At 64.2% G+C, this 15,904-nt stretch carries 10 protein-coding genes; 1 reads left to right on the forward strand and 9 read right to left on the reverse strand.

The annotated features are described in order from the left end of the window. Positions 1-141 precede the first annotated feature (141 nt). A complete protein-coding gene (locus K3F49_RS03295; RefSeq protein WP_234679465.1) occupies positions 142-1,716 on the reverse strand; it encodes a flagellin N-terminal helical domain-containing protein in 1,575 nt (524 codons plus the stop codon). 244 nt (positions 1,717-1,960) lie between these two features. Next, positions 1,961-3,532 carry a flagellin N-terminal helical domain-containing protein gene (locus tag K3F49_RS03300; protein WP_234679466.1) on the reverse strand — a complete coding sequence of 524 codons (1,572 nt, stop codon included), beginning with the start codon at positions 3,530-3,532 and terminating at the stop codon, positions 1,961-1,963. A 323-nt stretch (positions 3,533-3,855) separates the two neighbouring features. Between K3F49_RS03300 and flbT the strand changes: the two genes are divergently transcribed. Then, entirely contained in the window at positions 3,856-4,287 is a 432-nt protein-coding gene (flbT, locus tag K3F49_RS03305; RefSeq protein ID WP_234679467.1) for a flagellar biosynthesis repressor FlbT, read from the forward strand. 73 nt (positions 4,288-4,360) lie between these two features. Here the strand turns inward: flbT and K3F49_RS03310 are convergent, their stop codons facing one another. From K3F49_RS03310 to K3F49_RS03340, 7 genes are all read right to left on the reverse strand, one after another. After that, positions 4,361-5,857 carry a pyridoxal phosphate-dependent decarboxylase family protein gene (locus K3F49_RS03310; RefSeq protein WP_234679468.1) on the reverse strand — a complete coding sequence of 499 codons (1,497 nt, stop codon included), beginning with the start codon at positions 5,855-5,857 and terminating at the stop codon, positions 4,361-4,363. Next, entirely contained in the window at positions 5,854-7,089 is a 1,236-nt protein-coding gene (locus K3F49_RS03315; RefSeq protein WP_234679469.1) for an ATP-grasp domain-containing protein, read from the reverse strand. The genes K3F49_RS03310 and K3F49_RS03315 overlap by 4 nt, the downstream gene beginning before the upstream one ends. Positions 7,090-7,105: 16 nt before the next feature. Next, entirely contained in the window at positions 7,106-8,710 is a 1,605-nt protein-coding gene (locus K3F49_RS03320; protein WP_234679470.1) for a hypothetical protein, read from the reverse strand. A gap of 10 nt (positions 8,711-8,720) precedes the next feature. After that, entirely contained in the window at positions 8,721-9,506 is a 786-nt protein-coding gene (locus tag K3F49_RS03325; protein ID WP_234679471.1) for a hypothetical protein, read from the reverse strand. A gap of 71 nt (positions 9,507-9,577) precedes the next feature. Further along, positions 9,578-11,485 carry a flagellar protein gene (locus K3F49_RS03330; protein ID WP_234679472.1) on the reverse strand — a complete coding sequence of 636 codons (1,908 nt, stop codon included), beginning with the start codon at positions 11,483-11,485 and terminating at the stop codon, positions 9,578-9,580. 18 nt (positions 11,486-11,503) lie between these two features. After that, on the reverse strand, positions 11,504-13,384 hold the full coding sequence (gene flgK, locus K3F49_RS03335; RefSeq protein ID WP_234679473.1) for a flagellar hook-associated protein FlgK: 1,881 nt from the start codon (positions 13,382-13,384) through the stop codon (positions 11,504-11,506). A gap of 34 nt (positions 13,385-13,418) precedes the next feature. Further along, entirely contained in the window at positions 13,419-15,683 is a 2,265-nt protein-coding gene (locus K3F49_RS03340) for a flagellar hook-basal body complex protein (RefSeq protein WP_234679474.1), read from the reverse strand. Positions 15,684-15,904: the final 221 nt, after the last annotated feature.

A 15,904-nucleotide genomic window follows, 5' to 3' on the forward strand; every position in this document is an offset into this window, starting at 1 on the left:
GATGCAAGCATGCACACTGTAAACTTGCGTGGCGTGATACGCATCAATCTCGACTAACCCTGTCTTAGCGGTCTCGCTCAAAAGAGCGGCGGAGCATTAGCCCCGCCGCGATATCTCGTAGTGCGATCTTGCGCTGCGGTATTAGCGTAGCAGCTGCAACACGCTCTGCTGCGACTGATTGGCGAGCGACAGCGCGGAGACTGCGATCGATTGGCGGGTCGAGAGCGCCTGACTGTTGGCTGCTTCCTCGTTGGTGTCCGCAAGCGTCAGGTTCGAGGAGCCGGTCTGCAGCACGTTGATCAGGTTCTTGGAGAAGTCCTGGCGGATCTGCACGATCGACAGGTTCGAACCGAGCGACGACGCTTCCGAACGCAGAGTGGTACTGGCCGCGTTGAGCGAAGTCAGAATGGAGTTCGCCGAATTCGAGTCCAGGAAATCAACGCCCTGGTTCAAGGGCGCAAGGCTGAGTCCGGCGTCGTTGAGAGTCACGCCTTGAATGGTCAAGGTCGAACGTCCCGTTTCGTTGAACACGAGCTTGAGCGTATCGCCGTTCAACAGGTTCACGCCGTTGAAGGAGGAGTCTTGTGCAGTGGTGTTGATTTGTGCGAGCACGTTGTTGTACTGCGCGACGAGATTGGCGCGCGTCGCCTGCGAATTCGCGTCCACAACGGGCGGCTGCGCGATCAGACCATAGAAGGGCTGACCGCTCGCCGCCGCCGTGCCGCCGATTGCGCCGATCGTCAAGGAAGCGGCATCGTTGGAGGTCACGATGTTGAGGTGACCCGTCGGGTCGATCGTCGCTTGCAGGTTGTTCGACGCCAGCGCCGCATTGAGCTGATTGAGCGTGGACACCTGCCCGGTGCCGGCGCCGAAGGTGATGCTGGTGGCGGTGCCGCCGCCGGTCGGGCCGATCGTCAAGGTCTTGCCGCTGAGCGGCGGCGGGACGCGGGCGGTGGTGCCGGAGGCGAGGCCGAGCGCCGTGAGCACGTTGCCCGAGCCGGAGATCGCCAGATCCTGGTTCGTACCGGTGCTGAGCACGAGTTGGCCGCCGGAAACGGTCGAGGGCGTCGCAGTTCCGGTGATGCTGTCGATCGCGCTCAGCACGCTCTGCACCGTGAGGGTGCTGCCGGTGCCGATGCCGATCGTGACGTTACCGAACGAGTCGGTCGTTGAAGTGGTCTGCGCGTTCGAGAAGGTGATCGTGTGGCCATCGACGGTCAGGACCGAGCCGTTGACGACAGCGGTGTTGAGGTTAAGCAGCTGGGTCGTCGGCGTAATGTTTGCGCTTCCGCTGTCGGTGACGGTAGTGCCCGTGACCGTGGCGTTGGTGTAGGCACTGCCCAGCAGGTTGTTGGCGGTTGCGCCGGTGATTGCGGCCGCCGTCACGTTGGACTTGGGCGAGTAGCCCGTCGGGCTTTGCAGCACCTGGCTGGCGATCGACTTGGCGCTGTCGACCAGCTTCTGCAGCGAAGTGATGCCGGTATTGGCCGCCTGCAGCACCTGCACGCCGTTGTTGATGCCATCAAGCAGATTGCTGATGTCGCCGGCACGATTGTCGAGCCCCTGGGCGGTGAAGAAGTTGGTCGGGTTGTCCAGGGCCGTATTGACCTTCTTGCCGCTCGCGAGGCGCTGCTGCGTGGTAGCGAGCAGGTCGGCTGTCGACTGCAGAGACAACAGGTTCTGGCGAACTGATGCCGAGAGAACGATGTTGGACATTGGCGGATCTTCCTCTTGAAGCGCGACGCTATACGAATCGGGGGCTCGCCGATCGGGAATCTACTTTTGTCCAGTTTTAGGGGATGTCCTTTAAATTAAGGTTAACGGCGGCTTAAGCCACAAGGTTAACTAGGCGTTAACGCGCCGCGGTTCCCTCGCCTCGCGCGAGCCGCGCCGCGGAACAAAAAAAGCGGCGGGGCCAAAGCCCCGCCGCGATGCAGTGAGTAGCGATTTTGGTCGCGTATCAGCGCAGGAGCTGCAACACGCTCTGCTGCGACTGGTTCGCCAGCGACAGCGCCGAAACCGCGATCGACTGGCGGGTCGACAGCGCCTGGCTGTTGGCCGCTTCCTCGTTGGTGTCGGCCAGCGTCAAGTTGGACGAACCGGTCTGCAGAACGTTGATCAGGTTCTTGTTGAAGTCCTGGCGGATCTGCACCACCGACAGGTTCGAACCCAGCGTCGACGCTTCCGAACGCAGCGAGCTGCTGGCGGTATTGAGCGTGGTCAGGATCTTGTTCGCCGAAGCGTTGTCCAGGAAGTCGGTGCCCGAGGCGAGGCTCGAGATGCCGAGACCGGCGGTGTTGAACGTCACACCGGTGATGCTCAGCGTCGACTTGCCGGTTTCGTTGAACGTCAGCTTCAGCGTGTCACCATTCAGGAGGTTGACGCCGTTGAAGGACGCGTCCTGAGCGGTGGTGTTGATCTGCGCGAGCACGTTGTTGTACTGCGCGACCAGGCCGGCGCGGGCGTTCTGCGAGTTGGTATCCTGCACCGCGTTGGCGAAGGCTCCTGCGCCGAACAGCTTGCCGGAGCCGATCGCCGTGCCGCCGATGATGCTGCTCGTCAGATTCTGCGAGGCTTCATCGTTCGTGGTGGTGATGGTCAGCTGGCCAGTCGTGCTCAGCGAGGCGGTCAGGTTGCTTGAAGCGAGCTTGGTGTTGAGCGCGTCGAGCGTATTAACCTGGTTGGCGCCTGAACCCAACGTAATGGTTTGGGCGGTGCCGCCGTCGATCGAACCGATCGTCAGCGTTTGGCCCGAGAAGGACGACGTCGGCGCCGTGGTGCCAGCGGAGAGGCCAACCTTGGCCAGCGCCGTACCGCCCAGCGTGATGCTGCTGGAGGTGTTGCCGGCGGTGAGCGTCAGCTGGTTGCCGGCGATGGCCGCCGCAGCGGTGCCGCCGCCAAGAGCCGTCTTGATCGCGGCGGTCAGGTCGTCCGTGGTCGCCGCCGTGGTCGCGGTGGTGTTCAGATTGATGGTGCCATCCGCAGCCGTCGTAGAGGCAGCAGTACCAGCGCCGGCAGCCGTGATCTTGATGGTCGTGCCGTTCACGATGATCGTGTCGCCAGCAGCAAAGCTACCGCCAGCCGCTGCCGTCAAGGCCGAAGCGGCGGCAAGAGTGCCGGTCGCGGTGCCGGTCAGGGTGGCGGCGGTGTCCGGGGTGCCGACCAGATTCGCGGCGGTCGCGCCCGCGATAACACCCGAGGTGAAGCTCGACTTAGACGAGTAGCCCGTCGGGCTCTGCAGCACCTGGTTGGCGATCGACTTGGCGCTGTCCACCAGCTTCTGCAGCGAGGTGATGCCGGTGTTGGCAGCCTGAAGAACCTGAACGCCGTTGCCAATACCATCGAGCAGATTGCCGATGTCGCTGGCGCGGTTGTCGAGGCCCTGAGCGGTGAAGAAGTTGGTCGGATTGTCGAGAGCCGAGTTCACCTTCCGGCCAGTCGACAGACGGGACTGGGTGGTGGCGAGGAGGTCGGCTGTGGACTGGAGGGAGAGCAGGTTCTGGCGAACCGAAGCGGAGAGAACGACGGACATACTGTTACCTTTCTGGTAGCTATGCGTCCTATCTGACCTTGATTGGCCAGACGACCGCCGGACCGTGCGTCCAAGCCTCTAACAATCCGTGAAATGAACCCCGCCAGTTTTTCCGCGCCGGCGCTCGACACCCCCTCGTGAGTGCAACGGACGAACCGGGACGCCACCCAAAGTATTGAGATCGCTTTTCTTTTCGCCGCACCGGACGTCGTTTACGACCCGTTAACTATGTTGCGCAAGGATCGGCTCCAAATCACGGCCGATCGCCCTCAATGCGCGAGCACGGCGACGGTTCGTTAAAACAGGGTTGATGGAGAACTGGCATGGCCCTCAAGGTCGAGCTCAGGCCGCACGAACGCATCATCGTCGGCAACTGCGTTATCACCAACACCGACCAGCGCGCCCGCCTTCTGATCGACGGCGACAACGTGCCGATCCTGCGCGAGCGCGACATCCTCACGCCCGAGACCGCCGACACACCGGCCAAGCTCGTTTATCTCGCGGTCCAGCTCATGTACATCTCGCCGGACCCACAAACCCAGCACGGCACCTACTTCAACCTGGTGCGCGACATCGTCACCGCCATACCGAGCGCCTGGCCGATCATCGAAGAGATCAACAACCACATCATGAGCGGCGATCTCTACCGGGCACTGAAGGATGCCCGCAAGCTGATCGCGTATGAAGCCAAGCTGCGTGAGCAGTTCGAGGCTGCCCATCCCAAGGGCGAAGGTGACGTCAGCTCGGCCGCCTGAACGCTCCACCTACCCCAACGAAAAACGCCCCGGACGAGGTCCGGGGCGTTTTTGTTTCCGAAGCCTTCGCTCGTCACTGCGCCGCGAGCGGCGGCGCCTCGACGTCGATCAACCCGCCGGTCCGCCGCCTACCAAACCTGATCACGGCCGACACCAGCGCGTCGATATCCGTCTCCGCGGTGCGATGATTGACGATCGCCGCGCGGATCGCGAACCTGCCGTCCAGCGTCGTGCCTGACGGTGCGGCCATGCCCGACTCCTGGACATCGCCGACGATCTCCCGGTTGATCGCATCGTCGGCGCGATAGCGGAAACAGACGATGTTGAGATTGACCGGCGCGAGCAGCTCGAGCCGGGGCTCGGCGAGCACGCGCGTCTCGAGATATCTTGCGAGCGCGCAGCTGCGCGCGATCGCCGCACCAAGCCGGTCGGTACCGAATGTCTTCAGTGTGAACCACGTCTTCAGCGCGCGGAAACCGCGCGACAGATCCGGACCGAGATCGCACGGCCAGACAGCACCGCCCGCAAGCCCCCTCGCCTCGCGGCTCAGATAGGCCGCCGGCTGCGCGAAGGCCTGCCGATGCCGTTCGCCGTCGCGCACCAGCAGGAAGCCGGCGTCATAGGGCACCTGCCCCCATTTGTGGAAGTCGAGCGCGATCGAATCCGCAAGTTCGATCCCCTCGAGCAGCGGCGCAAGCTCAGGCGAGAGGATCGCGAGCGCACCGAAGGCGCCATCGACGTGGAACCAGAGGCCTTCTTCGCGGCACAGACCCGCGATTGCCTTGAGATCGTCGATCGCACCGATGTCGACCGTGCCGGCGGACGCCGTGACCAGGAACGGCCTGAAGCCGACTTCGCGATCGATCGCGATCTGCGCGCGCAGCGCGGCGACATCGATGCGATGATCGGCATCGACATCGATCTTGCGCAGCGTATCGGTGCCGAAGCCTGCGATGTCCATCGCGCGGGAGATGCAGCCATGCGCGGCCTTTGACGCGTAGGCCGTGAGCAGCGCGCCGTCATTGCCGATGCCGTGCTGCCGCGCCAGCGCGCCGAGCGCGCTCGTGCGCGCAACCAGCACGGCCATCAGATTGGCCATCGACGTACCGGTGACGAAAATGCCGCTCGCACCTTGCGGAAAGCCGAACAGGCCGCGCATCCACTCGACGAGCTGGCGCTCGATCTCGATCGGCATGTGATCGCGGCCGCCGAGATTGGCGTTGAGGCCAGCCGCGAGCATCTCCGCGACCATGCCGACGGCGGTGCCGCCGCCATGCACCCAGCCCATGAAGCCGGGATGAACGTTGCCGGTCGCGTAAGGCGCGACGTGCTCGGAGAATTCGCGATAGACGTCAGCGAGAGAAGTTGCTTCACGCGGCACGTCGGTCCGGACTGCCGCGCGAACCTCGTCGGGGATCGGCTGCCAGACCGGACGCGCGCGGACATTGGCGATGCCATCGATCGCCTCGTCCAGCATGCGATGGGCCAGTGCACGAAACTCGCTCCAGTCCTGCGGATCGAGCGATCCGCTCGTGACAGATGCCTGCGTGTTGCGGATGATCTCGTTCATGCTGCAGTCACCACGGCCGCTTTTGCGCGCCGCGACAGCATCGCCGTGAACGCGGCAAAAATCTTGCGCATCTGCGGCGGCTTGTACGGAAACACCACCGGCGAATCCATATTGTGGACGACGGCGGTGTTGTCGGCCTCGAACACCAGAAGCTCGCCATTCTGGTTCTCGGCGCAATCGACGATGAAATAATCGAGGCCGACGCGCCGGCTCATTTCGTCGAGCGCGTTCTTGTGACGTGCTGCGAAGGCGCGATCGAAGTCTTGCATGAAGATGGCTTCTTCAGCGCGCTTCTCCTCGCTGAACGCCATGTAGGCGTTGAGATACCAGATGTCCCAACGATCGGCGATCGCCATATGGCAGGCATAAGGTTTGCCGTCGACCACGGTGAGACGAATTTTGCGATAGAGCCCATCGGGACCCGCGTAATTGACGAAACGCGCGACGAAGAAGTCCTGCTCCTGCCGCTCGGCAAGATAGGCTGCCAGCGCCGCCGCATCGTCGACCTTCGCAAGCCCGACGCCGGCATGCGTGCCGCGCGGCCGTGCGATCATCGGAAAGTGCAATTCGCCCGAGATTTCCGCGCAAGCGATCCGTCCTTCCGAGAGAGCCGTCAATTGCGCACGGGTCGCGTTGGCGGTCACTGGAATATCGAGACCGGGGATATCAGCCAGCAACCGATAGAGCTTGTCGCGATCGAGATTGCCGATCAGTTCGGGGCGATTGAGCAGCGGCCGCGGCCAGCGCGACGCGGCTTTCTCGATCGACGTCAGCGCTTCGCGGCATTCCTCGGAATCGGATGCGACCACGATGGCAACGTCGTGATCAGGCAGCGTTTCCGGCAGACCCTTGTCCTTGGTCACATAGAGCGTCAGGAGCTCGATATCGGAGCCTTCGAGCAAGAATTCGATCGGCGTGTTGCCGCCCATGTCGATGTCGGCCGCAAGCGCAAGCACGCGCAGGCCCGGCTTCGGAGCCGCAGAGGGCGTACGAAACAATTGGTGGAAGGAGAGCACCTCGGACTGGATCACGAGCCCGGCTTCCTTCTCGCCCATCAGCTGGGCAATCAGCGACAGATCGAGGCCCTCGCCCGCCTGCGCCGTCCCCTCCGCGATCCGCGCCAATAGTCGCTCGCGCAATGGGTGCAGATCGATGCCCTCGAAGGCCTGGCGGGTCAAATGCGCAAAGCCGATACGGTCGGCAAAGTTCGGCGCGGCAAGCGGATGCAACATCTCACACCTATAGAGGCTACGCCGGCACAGCGGCGGTATGGTCAAGCAGCAGCTCGGTCTTCACCAGGACGTGGGCGATGCGATCGAGGATGTGCTGCAGATTGCGTTGCGCTTGCGCGCTGTCGGACGACCAGGCGTCGGTGACGAGCCGTGCGCCGATGCACAGACGCAGCGCAGCCTGCGGCACACCGTCCGGTTGCTCGAGCCGCACCGGCTGGCCGACGAGACACCGTTGTGCGACGACCTGCCGGTCGGCTGCGCTCCCGACAATGTCATCGTTCATGTCACGCGCCAGCGCGCGATGGACGGCGCTGGTGTCGGCGATGGACACCGGCTTGCCGTTACGTATCGGGATGAATGGAAAGATCGTAGGCTGCGCGAATTCCTCGTCATCCGCATCCGCCTTGTCGAAGGCTGCCGGTACGGCGCGCAGCGACGGCGACAGCGCGATCATGCTGTCGATGCCGGCCGCAAGCTCGGCCAGCGCCCTGGCGCGGAACGCCCCGGGCACGGCATAGTAGTTGCCGATCTCGGCCAGCGCTGCTTCCCAGCGCAACCATTGGCCGAAATTCGGACGGCGTTCGAAGCGCGAGCGCAGCGCCGTCCAATTCATCGGCCAGTCGCAGCGGCCGACATAGTCGAAGAAGCCCGGCGCAATTCCCTCGATCCGGTCGAGCGCGCGCGACAAACCCTTCGGCACCAGCAGTGCACCGCTGAAGGCAGGCCCGCCAAAGAACTTCGAACCGGTGATCAGCACCATGTAGCCGCGATCGAGATAAGACCGCAGTCGGCGGCGGCCGAGTCGCGCCTGACAGGCATCGACCACGACCTGAACCTTTCGCGGCCAGCGCCGCGCGATCTCATCGAGACAGGCGGCACTCGGCGCGCGCCAGCCGAGCTTTGACGAATCCATGGTGTGCAACAAAACGCGCCGGCCTTGCGCGAGGCTGTCCTCGATTGCACGCATGACCGCGGCATCCGCGTCGGTGCGCATCGCGGGGCCCGACGTGGCGTCGAGCAGCGGTATGGCGATGCTGTCGCCGGAGAGGCCCGCGATCGCAGCGTCCTTGCGCACCGCAGCGCCGCTCGCCGTCAACGCACTGAAGTGGTGCCCGCGCGCGGTATGCGCCGTGCCGCTGCCGGTCTGGTCGGCCCCGACCACGATGGACACCGGCGGTCCGCCGAGCGCCGCGCGCGCCAGGAACAGGGCATGGAGCTGGGAATCGGTACCCGATGGCGAGAACACGACATCGACGCGCGGGGGGAGCTGGAAGTGCCCACGCAATTCGTCGCGCATGTCCTCGCAGCGCCGGTCAAAGGCGATCTCGACTTCGTCGAACAGCGATTTGTGGACCAGCTCTTCGCGCGCCAGCGCGGCACGGTCATAGCCTGCCTGCGAGATCGTCGATGCGGTAGATGAAGCGAAATTCCAGATCTCGGGTTCGGGCGACGGCGCGCAGCCATAGGCATTGACGCGTTCCTTCGGGTCGAGCGCCAGCCGCTGGTCGCCGCCGGAGACGAGCAGCGTATCCAGCGGCGTGAAGAGATCACGCAGGCGATAGCGCGAGCCGCCCTCGAACGCTCGCTCGATCTCTGCGAGGTGGGATGTGCCGATGCTCATCCCGACAGGCTCACGCCGCGTCGGCCGCCGCCGCTGCGGGCGCGGCTGCGAATTGCGAGGCGATATCACCATGGAACACCGACGGACCGACGTGGTCGAGCGAGCTCTGGATGTCGGCCCAGATCTCGCCGCCAATATCGGTCCAGCGCTTGCAGAAGGCGAAGTCTTCCGAGAGATACGTGCCGGTCGCCGGATCGATCATGCATTCGAACAGCGCGAACCGGTTCTGGCTCGCGACCAGCGTGTCATGCGAATGCTCGCGGAAGAATTGCAGATTGGCGTAGTCCGGATGACGGCACATTGCCTCCAGCGCCTGGCGCCGGATCATCAGGAAGCCGGTGCCGGCATAGCGCACCCGGGTGAAGCCGTTGACCACCACGATGCGATCGGGATCCTCGATCTCGAGCACGTAGTCGAGCGAGGCCGCCGTGACGTCGGTCCGTCCCGCCTTGATTGCGCGGGTCGCCTTGTCCCAATTGACCCGCTTGATCGGATAGCACCCGGCGACAACGTCGGCGCCGGATTCGATCAGCCTGAACACCTGCTCCGGCCTGAAGCCGATATCGGCGTCGATGAACAGGAAATGCGTTGCGTCCGGATCGTCCAGGAACATCGCAACCAGATTGGCCCGCGCGCGCGTGATCAGCGCGTCGCCGTCGCGCAAGTGCACCTTGAGCCCGAGATTGGACATGCCGTGTACGGCGCGCTGGAGCGCGAAGATCGAGCTCGCGTAAATGCTCGACACCTGCCCGCCGAAGCAGGGCGTCGCTACCACCAGTTGCATCTTGTCCGACATCGACGGCTCCGCGCGCCCCAAATCCTCACCAAGAGGTAAAGAAGCATGGTTAACGGCGCCTTAATGCGCCCTTACAGGAACTTGACCAGCGAGAGCTGCGCGAGGTTCGCGGTCGTCTGGTAGGACGCCTGGAGCGCGTTCTGGAGCGACAGGATTTCGCTCGCGACCTGGTCGGGCGAGGCCGACTCCGCCTGATCGACGATGCTCTGGAGCTGCGCCTTGGCCTGGGTCTGGCGCGTGCTCGCGTCCTTCATGGTGTTCTGGGCCATCGCAATGTCGGTCTGGATGTCCTCGATCTTCTGCTGCCCGGCCTGCGGAGTCAGCGCCTGCGTCGTGCGCAGGCTCAGCGCTGCGACTTGCGCGCCCGAATATTGCCCGGTCGGCGAGGTCGAGAACGTGCCGTACACGGCGATCGCCTGCAACTGCTTGCGGATCGCGTCCTCGTCGGCCTGCGCGCCATATTGCACCGTGACGGAATCGTCGACCCGCGCCACCGCGGTCGAGCGCGCCGAGCCCGGACCGTCATTGCCGGTGTACCATTTCACTGTCGTGGCCGAGCCGTTGACAAGCGTCGTCGCCGAGCTTGCCGGCGACGAGCCGACCCGCAGCGGCGGCTGCGTGGCGGTGATCGGCGTTGAACTGAAGCCGAGCGCGCCGAGCGCGGCGGTCGCGCCCGGGGTCGAGCCCGAGATGCTCAGGCTCGCGGCATCGTCGGTGTTGATCGTGATCGAGCCGCCATGGATCGTCGACGGCCGCGAGGTGCCCGTGATGGCGTCGATCTTGCTCATCAGGGTCTGGATGCTGTCGGTGACGTTGAGCTGGTTGCCGGTCGCGCCCGCGGCGACGAAGCTCAGCGTGGTGCCGTTGACGGTGATGCTGTCGCCGGCGGAGAAGCCCGGCGCAATCGAGTTCGAGGGCGAGGTGCCTGACAGCGCGGTGGTGCCGCTGATCGGTGCCGCCGCCTGGCTGGTCTTGGCAGCGCCGATCGCCGAGCTGTCGGTGTTGAAGAAATTGTCGCCGGCGGTGACGGCCGATGCCGCCACCAGCGAGGTGTTGGCGAGCTTCGTGATCGCGGTGTTCAGGGCCGCATTGAAGTTCGTCGCCGTAGTAACTGGGTTGGGTGCAACGGGCGGAACGGCAGTGGGATTGCCAGTGTCGATCGCAAAGCTGCCGACCGGCACCGGTGTCGCAGTGCTCGCGGTCAGGTCGACCTGTTCAGTCGAGCCGTCCGGCAGCGAGAACTGAACACTGATCTTGTCGCCGTTATTGGGGGGCGTGGCGCCGAAACTGACCGAGAACGACACCGGCGAGCCGCTCGGACCGGTGACCGTCGCGCCCGTCAGGGTCGACGAAACCGCGGATATCTTCAGCCCGAATGGCGATGCCGGGCTGTCTTCCGCGACCTGCACCGAGGTCGTGCTCGGCTGCGACTGCACCAGCCGCCCCATGCCGTTGGCGCCGAGGTCGGCGGCCTGGCGCTCCGCCATGACGGCCTTCAGGCCCGCCTGCGTCGTGGTGCCGTTGATGATGTCACTGGCATTGGCGACCGACTGCGTGTTGTAGGCGGTCCCGGAGAACAGATAGCGGTTGCCCGACTGCGTGTTGAGGACGCCGACCATCGAGCCGAACTGCGCGGCGGCGGTGTTCTGCGCCACCGTCTGACCGTTGACGTTGAGATCCTGCGACGAAGTGGACGAGCCAGTCTGCACCGTGTTGCGGATCGTGGTCAGCGACTGCAGCGCGGTGTTGGCGAGGTTGATGTTGACGTTGACGTTGGTGATGGTGTCGGTATAGGCGGCGATGTTCGAAAGCTGCGCGCGCGAGGCGATCGCAAAACCTTCGTTGGTCCCCATGCCGGAATAATTCTGCGACAGCTTGCCGGTCGAGAGCTGCGTCGACAGGTCGGTGAGCTGCTGATTGATGTTGCGAATCTGCGCGCCGAGGACCGATGAACCGTAATTGATGCTGCTGATCGACATGTTTCAGAGCCCTACTGATTACCCTTGAGCCTGGATCAACGTGTTCATCATGCTCTGCACCACCGACATCACGTGGGCGTTGGCGGCATAGGCATTCTGAAGCTGGATCAGGTTCGACATCTCCGAGTCCAGATTGACGCTGGAGGTCGAGTTGAACTTGGCTTGCAGCGTCGAGACCACGACGCTCTGGCCCTGCTGGAGCGCGGTCGCCTGGGTCGAGGCGTTGGCCTGCACGCTCAGGAATTGCTGCAGATAGTTCGAGACGCTGCCGCTAAACGGCTGGCTCGCCGAACCGAGACCGGTCTGCGGCGAATAGGAAAACACCGTGTTGGTGAGCTGCGAATAGAGATAGTCCGAGCGCGTGGTATCGCCGGTGGGCGTCACCGGCGAGGTGCTGTAGACCGACAGCTTGGTCGGATCGGTGACCAGTGACGGGTTGACCGAAATGCGTCCGGCAAGGCCGGTCATCTGCGAACCCGACGCGGTGATCGCACCGGTGTAGAGCGCCGTGCTGCCGTCGGTGAACAGCGGCAGTTGCGGGCTGCCCGAGGTCAGCGACGAGACCGTCTTGGTGCTCGATGCCGAAGTGATCTTGGCGAGGCCGCTGTTGTCATCCGTGACGCGCAGCGTCGTCGCGGTCGCAGGCGACGGAGCCGCGGAAAAGGTCAGGTGCGAGCCCGGCAGCGCGCCGTTGAGCGCCGCCGCGATCGCGCCCATGCCGCCCGAAAAATTGACGCCGACCTGCATCGGATTGGAGTTGGTGGCGTTCTGCAGCGGCAGCGCCGCCGGATCGGTCACGTTCACCAGCGTGATCTGGCGCTGGGTGTTGGTGGAGTCCGTATAGGCGATGTTGACAGTGTTGCCCGGCTGCGCGCCAGCGAGATCGACGTCGAAGCCGGCAGGCGGACCGGACACGGTGGCGCCCGCCGTGGTCTTGTCCGACAGCGCGCTCGACATCGTCGCGGCGAGCTGGTCGACCTGGTTCTGCGCCTGCACCAGCGTCTGGTCGCGCAGCTTCAGGTCGGCCGCGATCTGGCCGGAGGAGACGACATTGTTGGCGGCGACATCGATGGACGAGCCGTTCGGCAGCTTGATGGTGAGCGCACCGACCCCGGACTTTGCCGGATCGATGTTGTAGAGCGACGTCGCCCCCAGCGTCCCGGCAGATGTGAAGGAGAATTGCGAGGCAAGCCCCGCGCCGACCAGCTGGATGCCTGTGGTGGTGTAGATGTTGGTCTGGTTCGATCCGTCGGTGGTGACGCGGACGTCGACATATTTCGAGAGCGTGTTGATGGCCTGATCGCGCTGGTCCATCAGGGTCGCCGCGGACGGATCGGTCGGCGCCAGGCCCTGGAGCTTGGTGTTGATGTCGGCGATCTGGCTCATCGCCGCGTTAGCGGCTTGCGACGAGGTGCTGAGATCCTGCTCGACGTTCGAGCGCAGCGACTGGATGCCCTTGGTGGTGACGTTGAGCTGCGTCGCCAGCGACTGCGCGGCGCCGAGCGCGACCGTCTGCGCCGACGACGAGCCTGCGTTGGTCGAGAGCGCCTGGAGCGAAGAGGTGAAATTGTTCAGCGCTGTTTCGAGCGTGCCGCTGTTGCCGGGCGTGCCATAGACATTCTGAAGCTGCTTCAGAATGTTGGCCATCTGGTCGGCATAGCCGCTGCCGCCGGTCTCGGTGCGCAGCTGGTTCAGCACATAGCTGTCGATGTCGCGGCTGACGCCGGTCGTCTTCGCCGTCGAGCCGAAATCACCGGTGGTGACTTCGATCTGGTTCGCCGTCTGGGCAACGTAACCCGGCGTCTGCGAGTTTGCGACGTTCGACGAGACGATCGACAGCGCGGCCTGGTTGGCACGCAGACCGCTCATCGCACTGGCAAGGGCTGAACTCAAACCCATCTTACTTGCCGCCTTTGGTTACGTTACGCGCCAATCAGCGCAACACGTTCAGGAGGTCCTGGACCATCGAGTTCGCCGTCGTGATCACCTTGGTGTTGGCCGAATAGGCCTGCTGGGTCACGATCAGCTTGGTGAACTCGTCGGCGATGTCGGTGTTGGATCCCTCCAGCGACGAGCCGCTGATGGTGCCCGAGGCGCCGGCGATCGCCGGACCCGATTGGTCGGTGACGGCATAGGCGCCACCATCCATCGCCTTGAGGTAGTTGGTGCCGTTGAAGTGCGACAGCGTCACCTGCGCGAGGTCGAGATTCTGGCCGTTGGAGAATGTGCCGACCACCAGACCGTTGTTGCTGACGGAGACCGAACGGAGCTGGCCAGCGGCGTAGCCGTTCTGCGTGATTGTGTTGATGGTGACCGCGCCGCTGGTGCTCGCGTATTGCGTCAGGCCACCCGAGGAGATGTTGAGAGCAACCGAGCCGAGCGATTGCCCGCTGACGGTGACGTTGCTGAGCGTGATGCCCGAACCGGCCGGTGAGGAGAGCGAACCGTCAGCCGCGAAAGTGAACGACTGTCCCGCGTTCACCCAGCCGACCGTCGTGCCGGTCGCATTCGGGTCGGTCTGGTAAAACAGGTTCCAGCTATCGGTATGGCCGGCGCCCAGCGATGCGCTGTCCGTCTTGGCCCAGCGCAATTGCAGATTCACCGGCGTGCCCGCCGCGTTGTATGCGGTCACCGCGCCACCGCTGATCGATTCCTTGGTGAAGGTCGCAATGTCGTTGCCGACCACGGTGCCCGTGCCGGCGGTACCGCCGCCGCCGCGGCTCTTGGTGATGGTCGACGTGAAGCCGAGCGCGGCGAATGCGCTGGCGTTGGAGCTGGTCACCGACAGGTCTTTGACTGTACCGGTGTTCAGCGTGATCACGCCGTTTGAGATCGAGGAGCCTGTAGCGCCGGTGAGTCCGTCGATCTTGAGGAGCAAGTTCGAGATATTGTCGGTGGTGCTGATCTGGTTGGCGCCGGAAGGGGTCGCGGGCGGGGCAACGAAGGTCAAAGTCTGGCCGTTGATGGTGATGGTATCGTTGTTGGCGAAGGCCGACGAGAGGACCTCCGTACCGCCGGCCGTCGCGGCGCCACTCAGCACGGTTGAGCCGGTGATCGCAGGCGTGGACAGCACATTGCCGCCGCGTGTCACGGAGCTGATGCCGAGCGTGGTGGCCGCGGCGCCGCTGATCGCCACATCGACGCTGGTGCCGCTTGATATCTGGATGTTGCCACTGGCGGTCAGCGTAGCGTTGACGCCAGTGCCACCGGCGTTCTTGATTGCGGTCAGGATGCTGTTAACGGTCGTGCCGGAGCTCGCCGCCATACCGATCGTGGTGACCGCGGGGGGGCCCGCCACGTTCGTCACGCCTGAGGCGCTGCTGTCGAACGCGATCTTGGTGCCGTTGATAGTCATGAATGTGCCGTCAAGCGCAGTGAGCATGGCCTGATTGAGGTGCGAACCCTGTGTACTGTCGAGGGACGTACCCGTGCCTGCCGCTGCCGAGGCATTGTCCTGCAGCGCAACTGAGCCCGTCGCAATCGTCGACGTATAGGCCGAGCGCGTGTTGCCGGTGGCGGCAGCGCCGGAAGCCGCTGCACTTGTATAGGGTGCGGGCGGAGTGCCCACCGTCAGCGGGTTCGAGGCATAATCGGACGGATTGAGTCCACCAGCAGCCAGCAGCGTTCCGCTCGGCGCTGTCGAGCTCGCCACCGTGTTCGGCTGGGACGGCAGGTTCGCCGCGTACTGGATCGAGGTCGTCGCCTGCGCCGGGACGAAGTTGTTCTGGAATTGCAGCACGGTCGGCACGCTGCCGGTCGGGTTGCCGGTCTTCGGGTCGACCGCGACGCCCATCAGATAATAGCCGGCGCCGTTGACCAGGTTGCCGTTGGCGTTGACCTGGAAGTCGCCGCGACGCGTGTAGTAGTTGACGCCGTCGAACACCGGCACGTTGTCGACGACGCCGCTTGCCTTCTGCACCGAGAAGAAGCCGTCGCCGGTGATCGCCATGTTGGTGGCGACGCTGGAGGACGAGATCGTGCCCTGGGTGGTAATGGTCGCCTGCGCGTGCGCAGTGACGCCGCCGGCGACCTGCTTGCTCGGCACCGAGGCGTCCGGGATCAGATCCTGGAAGCTGGTCCCGATGCCCTTGTAACCGGTGGTGGATGAGTTCGCGATGTTGCCCGAGATGTTCTGAAGCGCGTAGGACTGCGCCTGCAGGCCACCCACCGAGGTGTTCATTGCATCGAAGATACCCATAACTTTGTCTCCAAATCCGATCTCGGCGGCCGGCAGACCAAGGGCCGCAGTCGGAGGAGACGTCGCAAGGCCTATGCCAATGCGGGTACTCGCAGGAAATCAATGGCTTAAATAGAAAGGCCCCGGTCGGATGACCGGGGCACAATTGCCGGGCCGGCAACAATTGCCGGGATGCCATGGCGTTTTCGAGCGAAGTGGCTACCGGTTCGCGTGAAGAAAAC

The sequence above is a fragment of the Bradyrhizobium monzae genome (assembly GCF_021458635.1).
Lineage (GTDB): Bacteria > Pseudomonadota > Alphaproteobacteria > Rhizobiales > Xanthobacteraceae > Bradyrhizobium.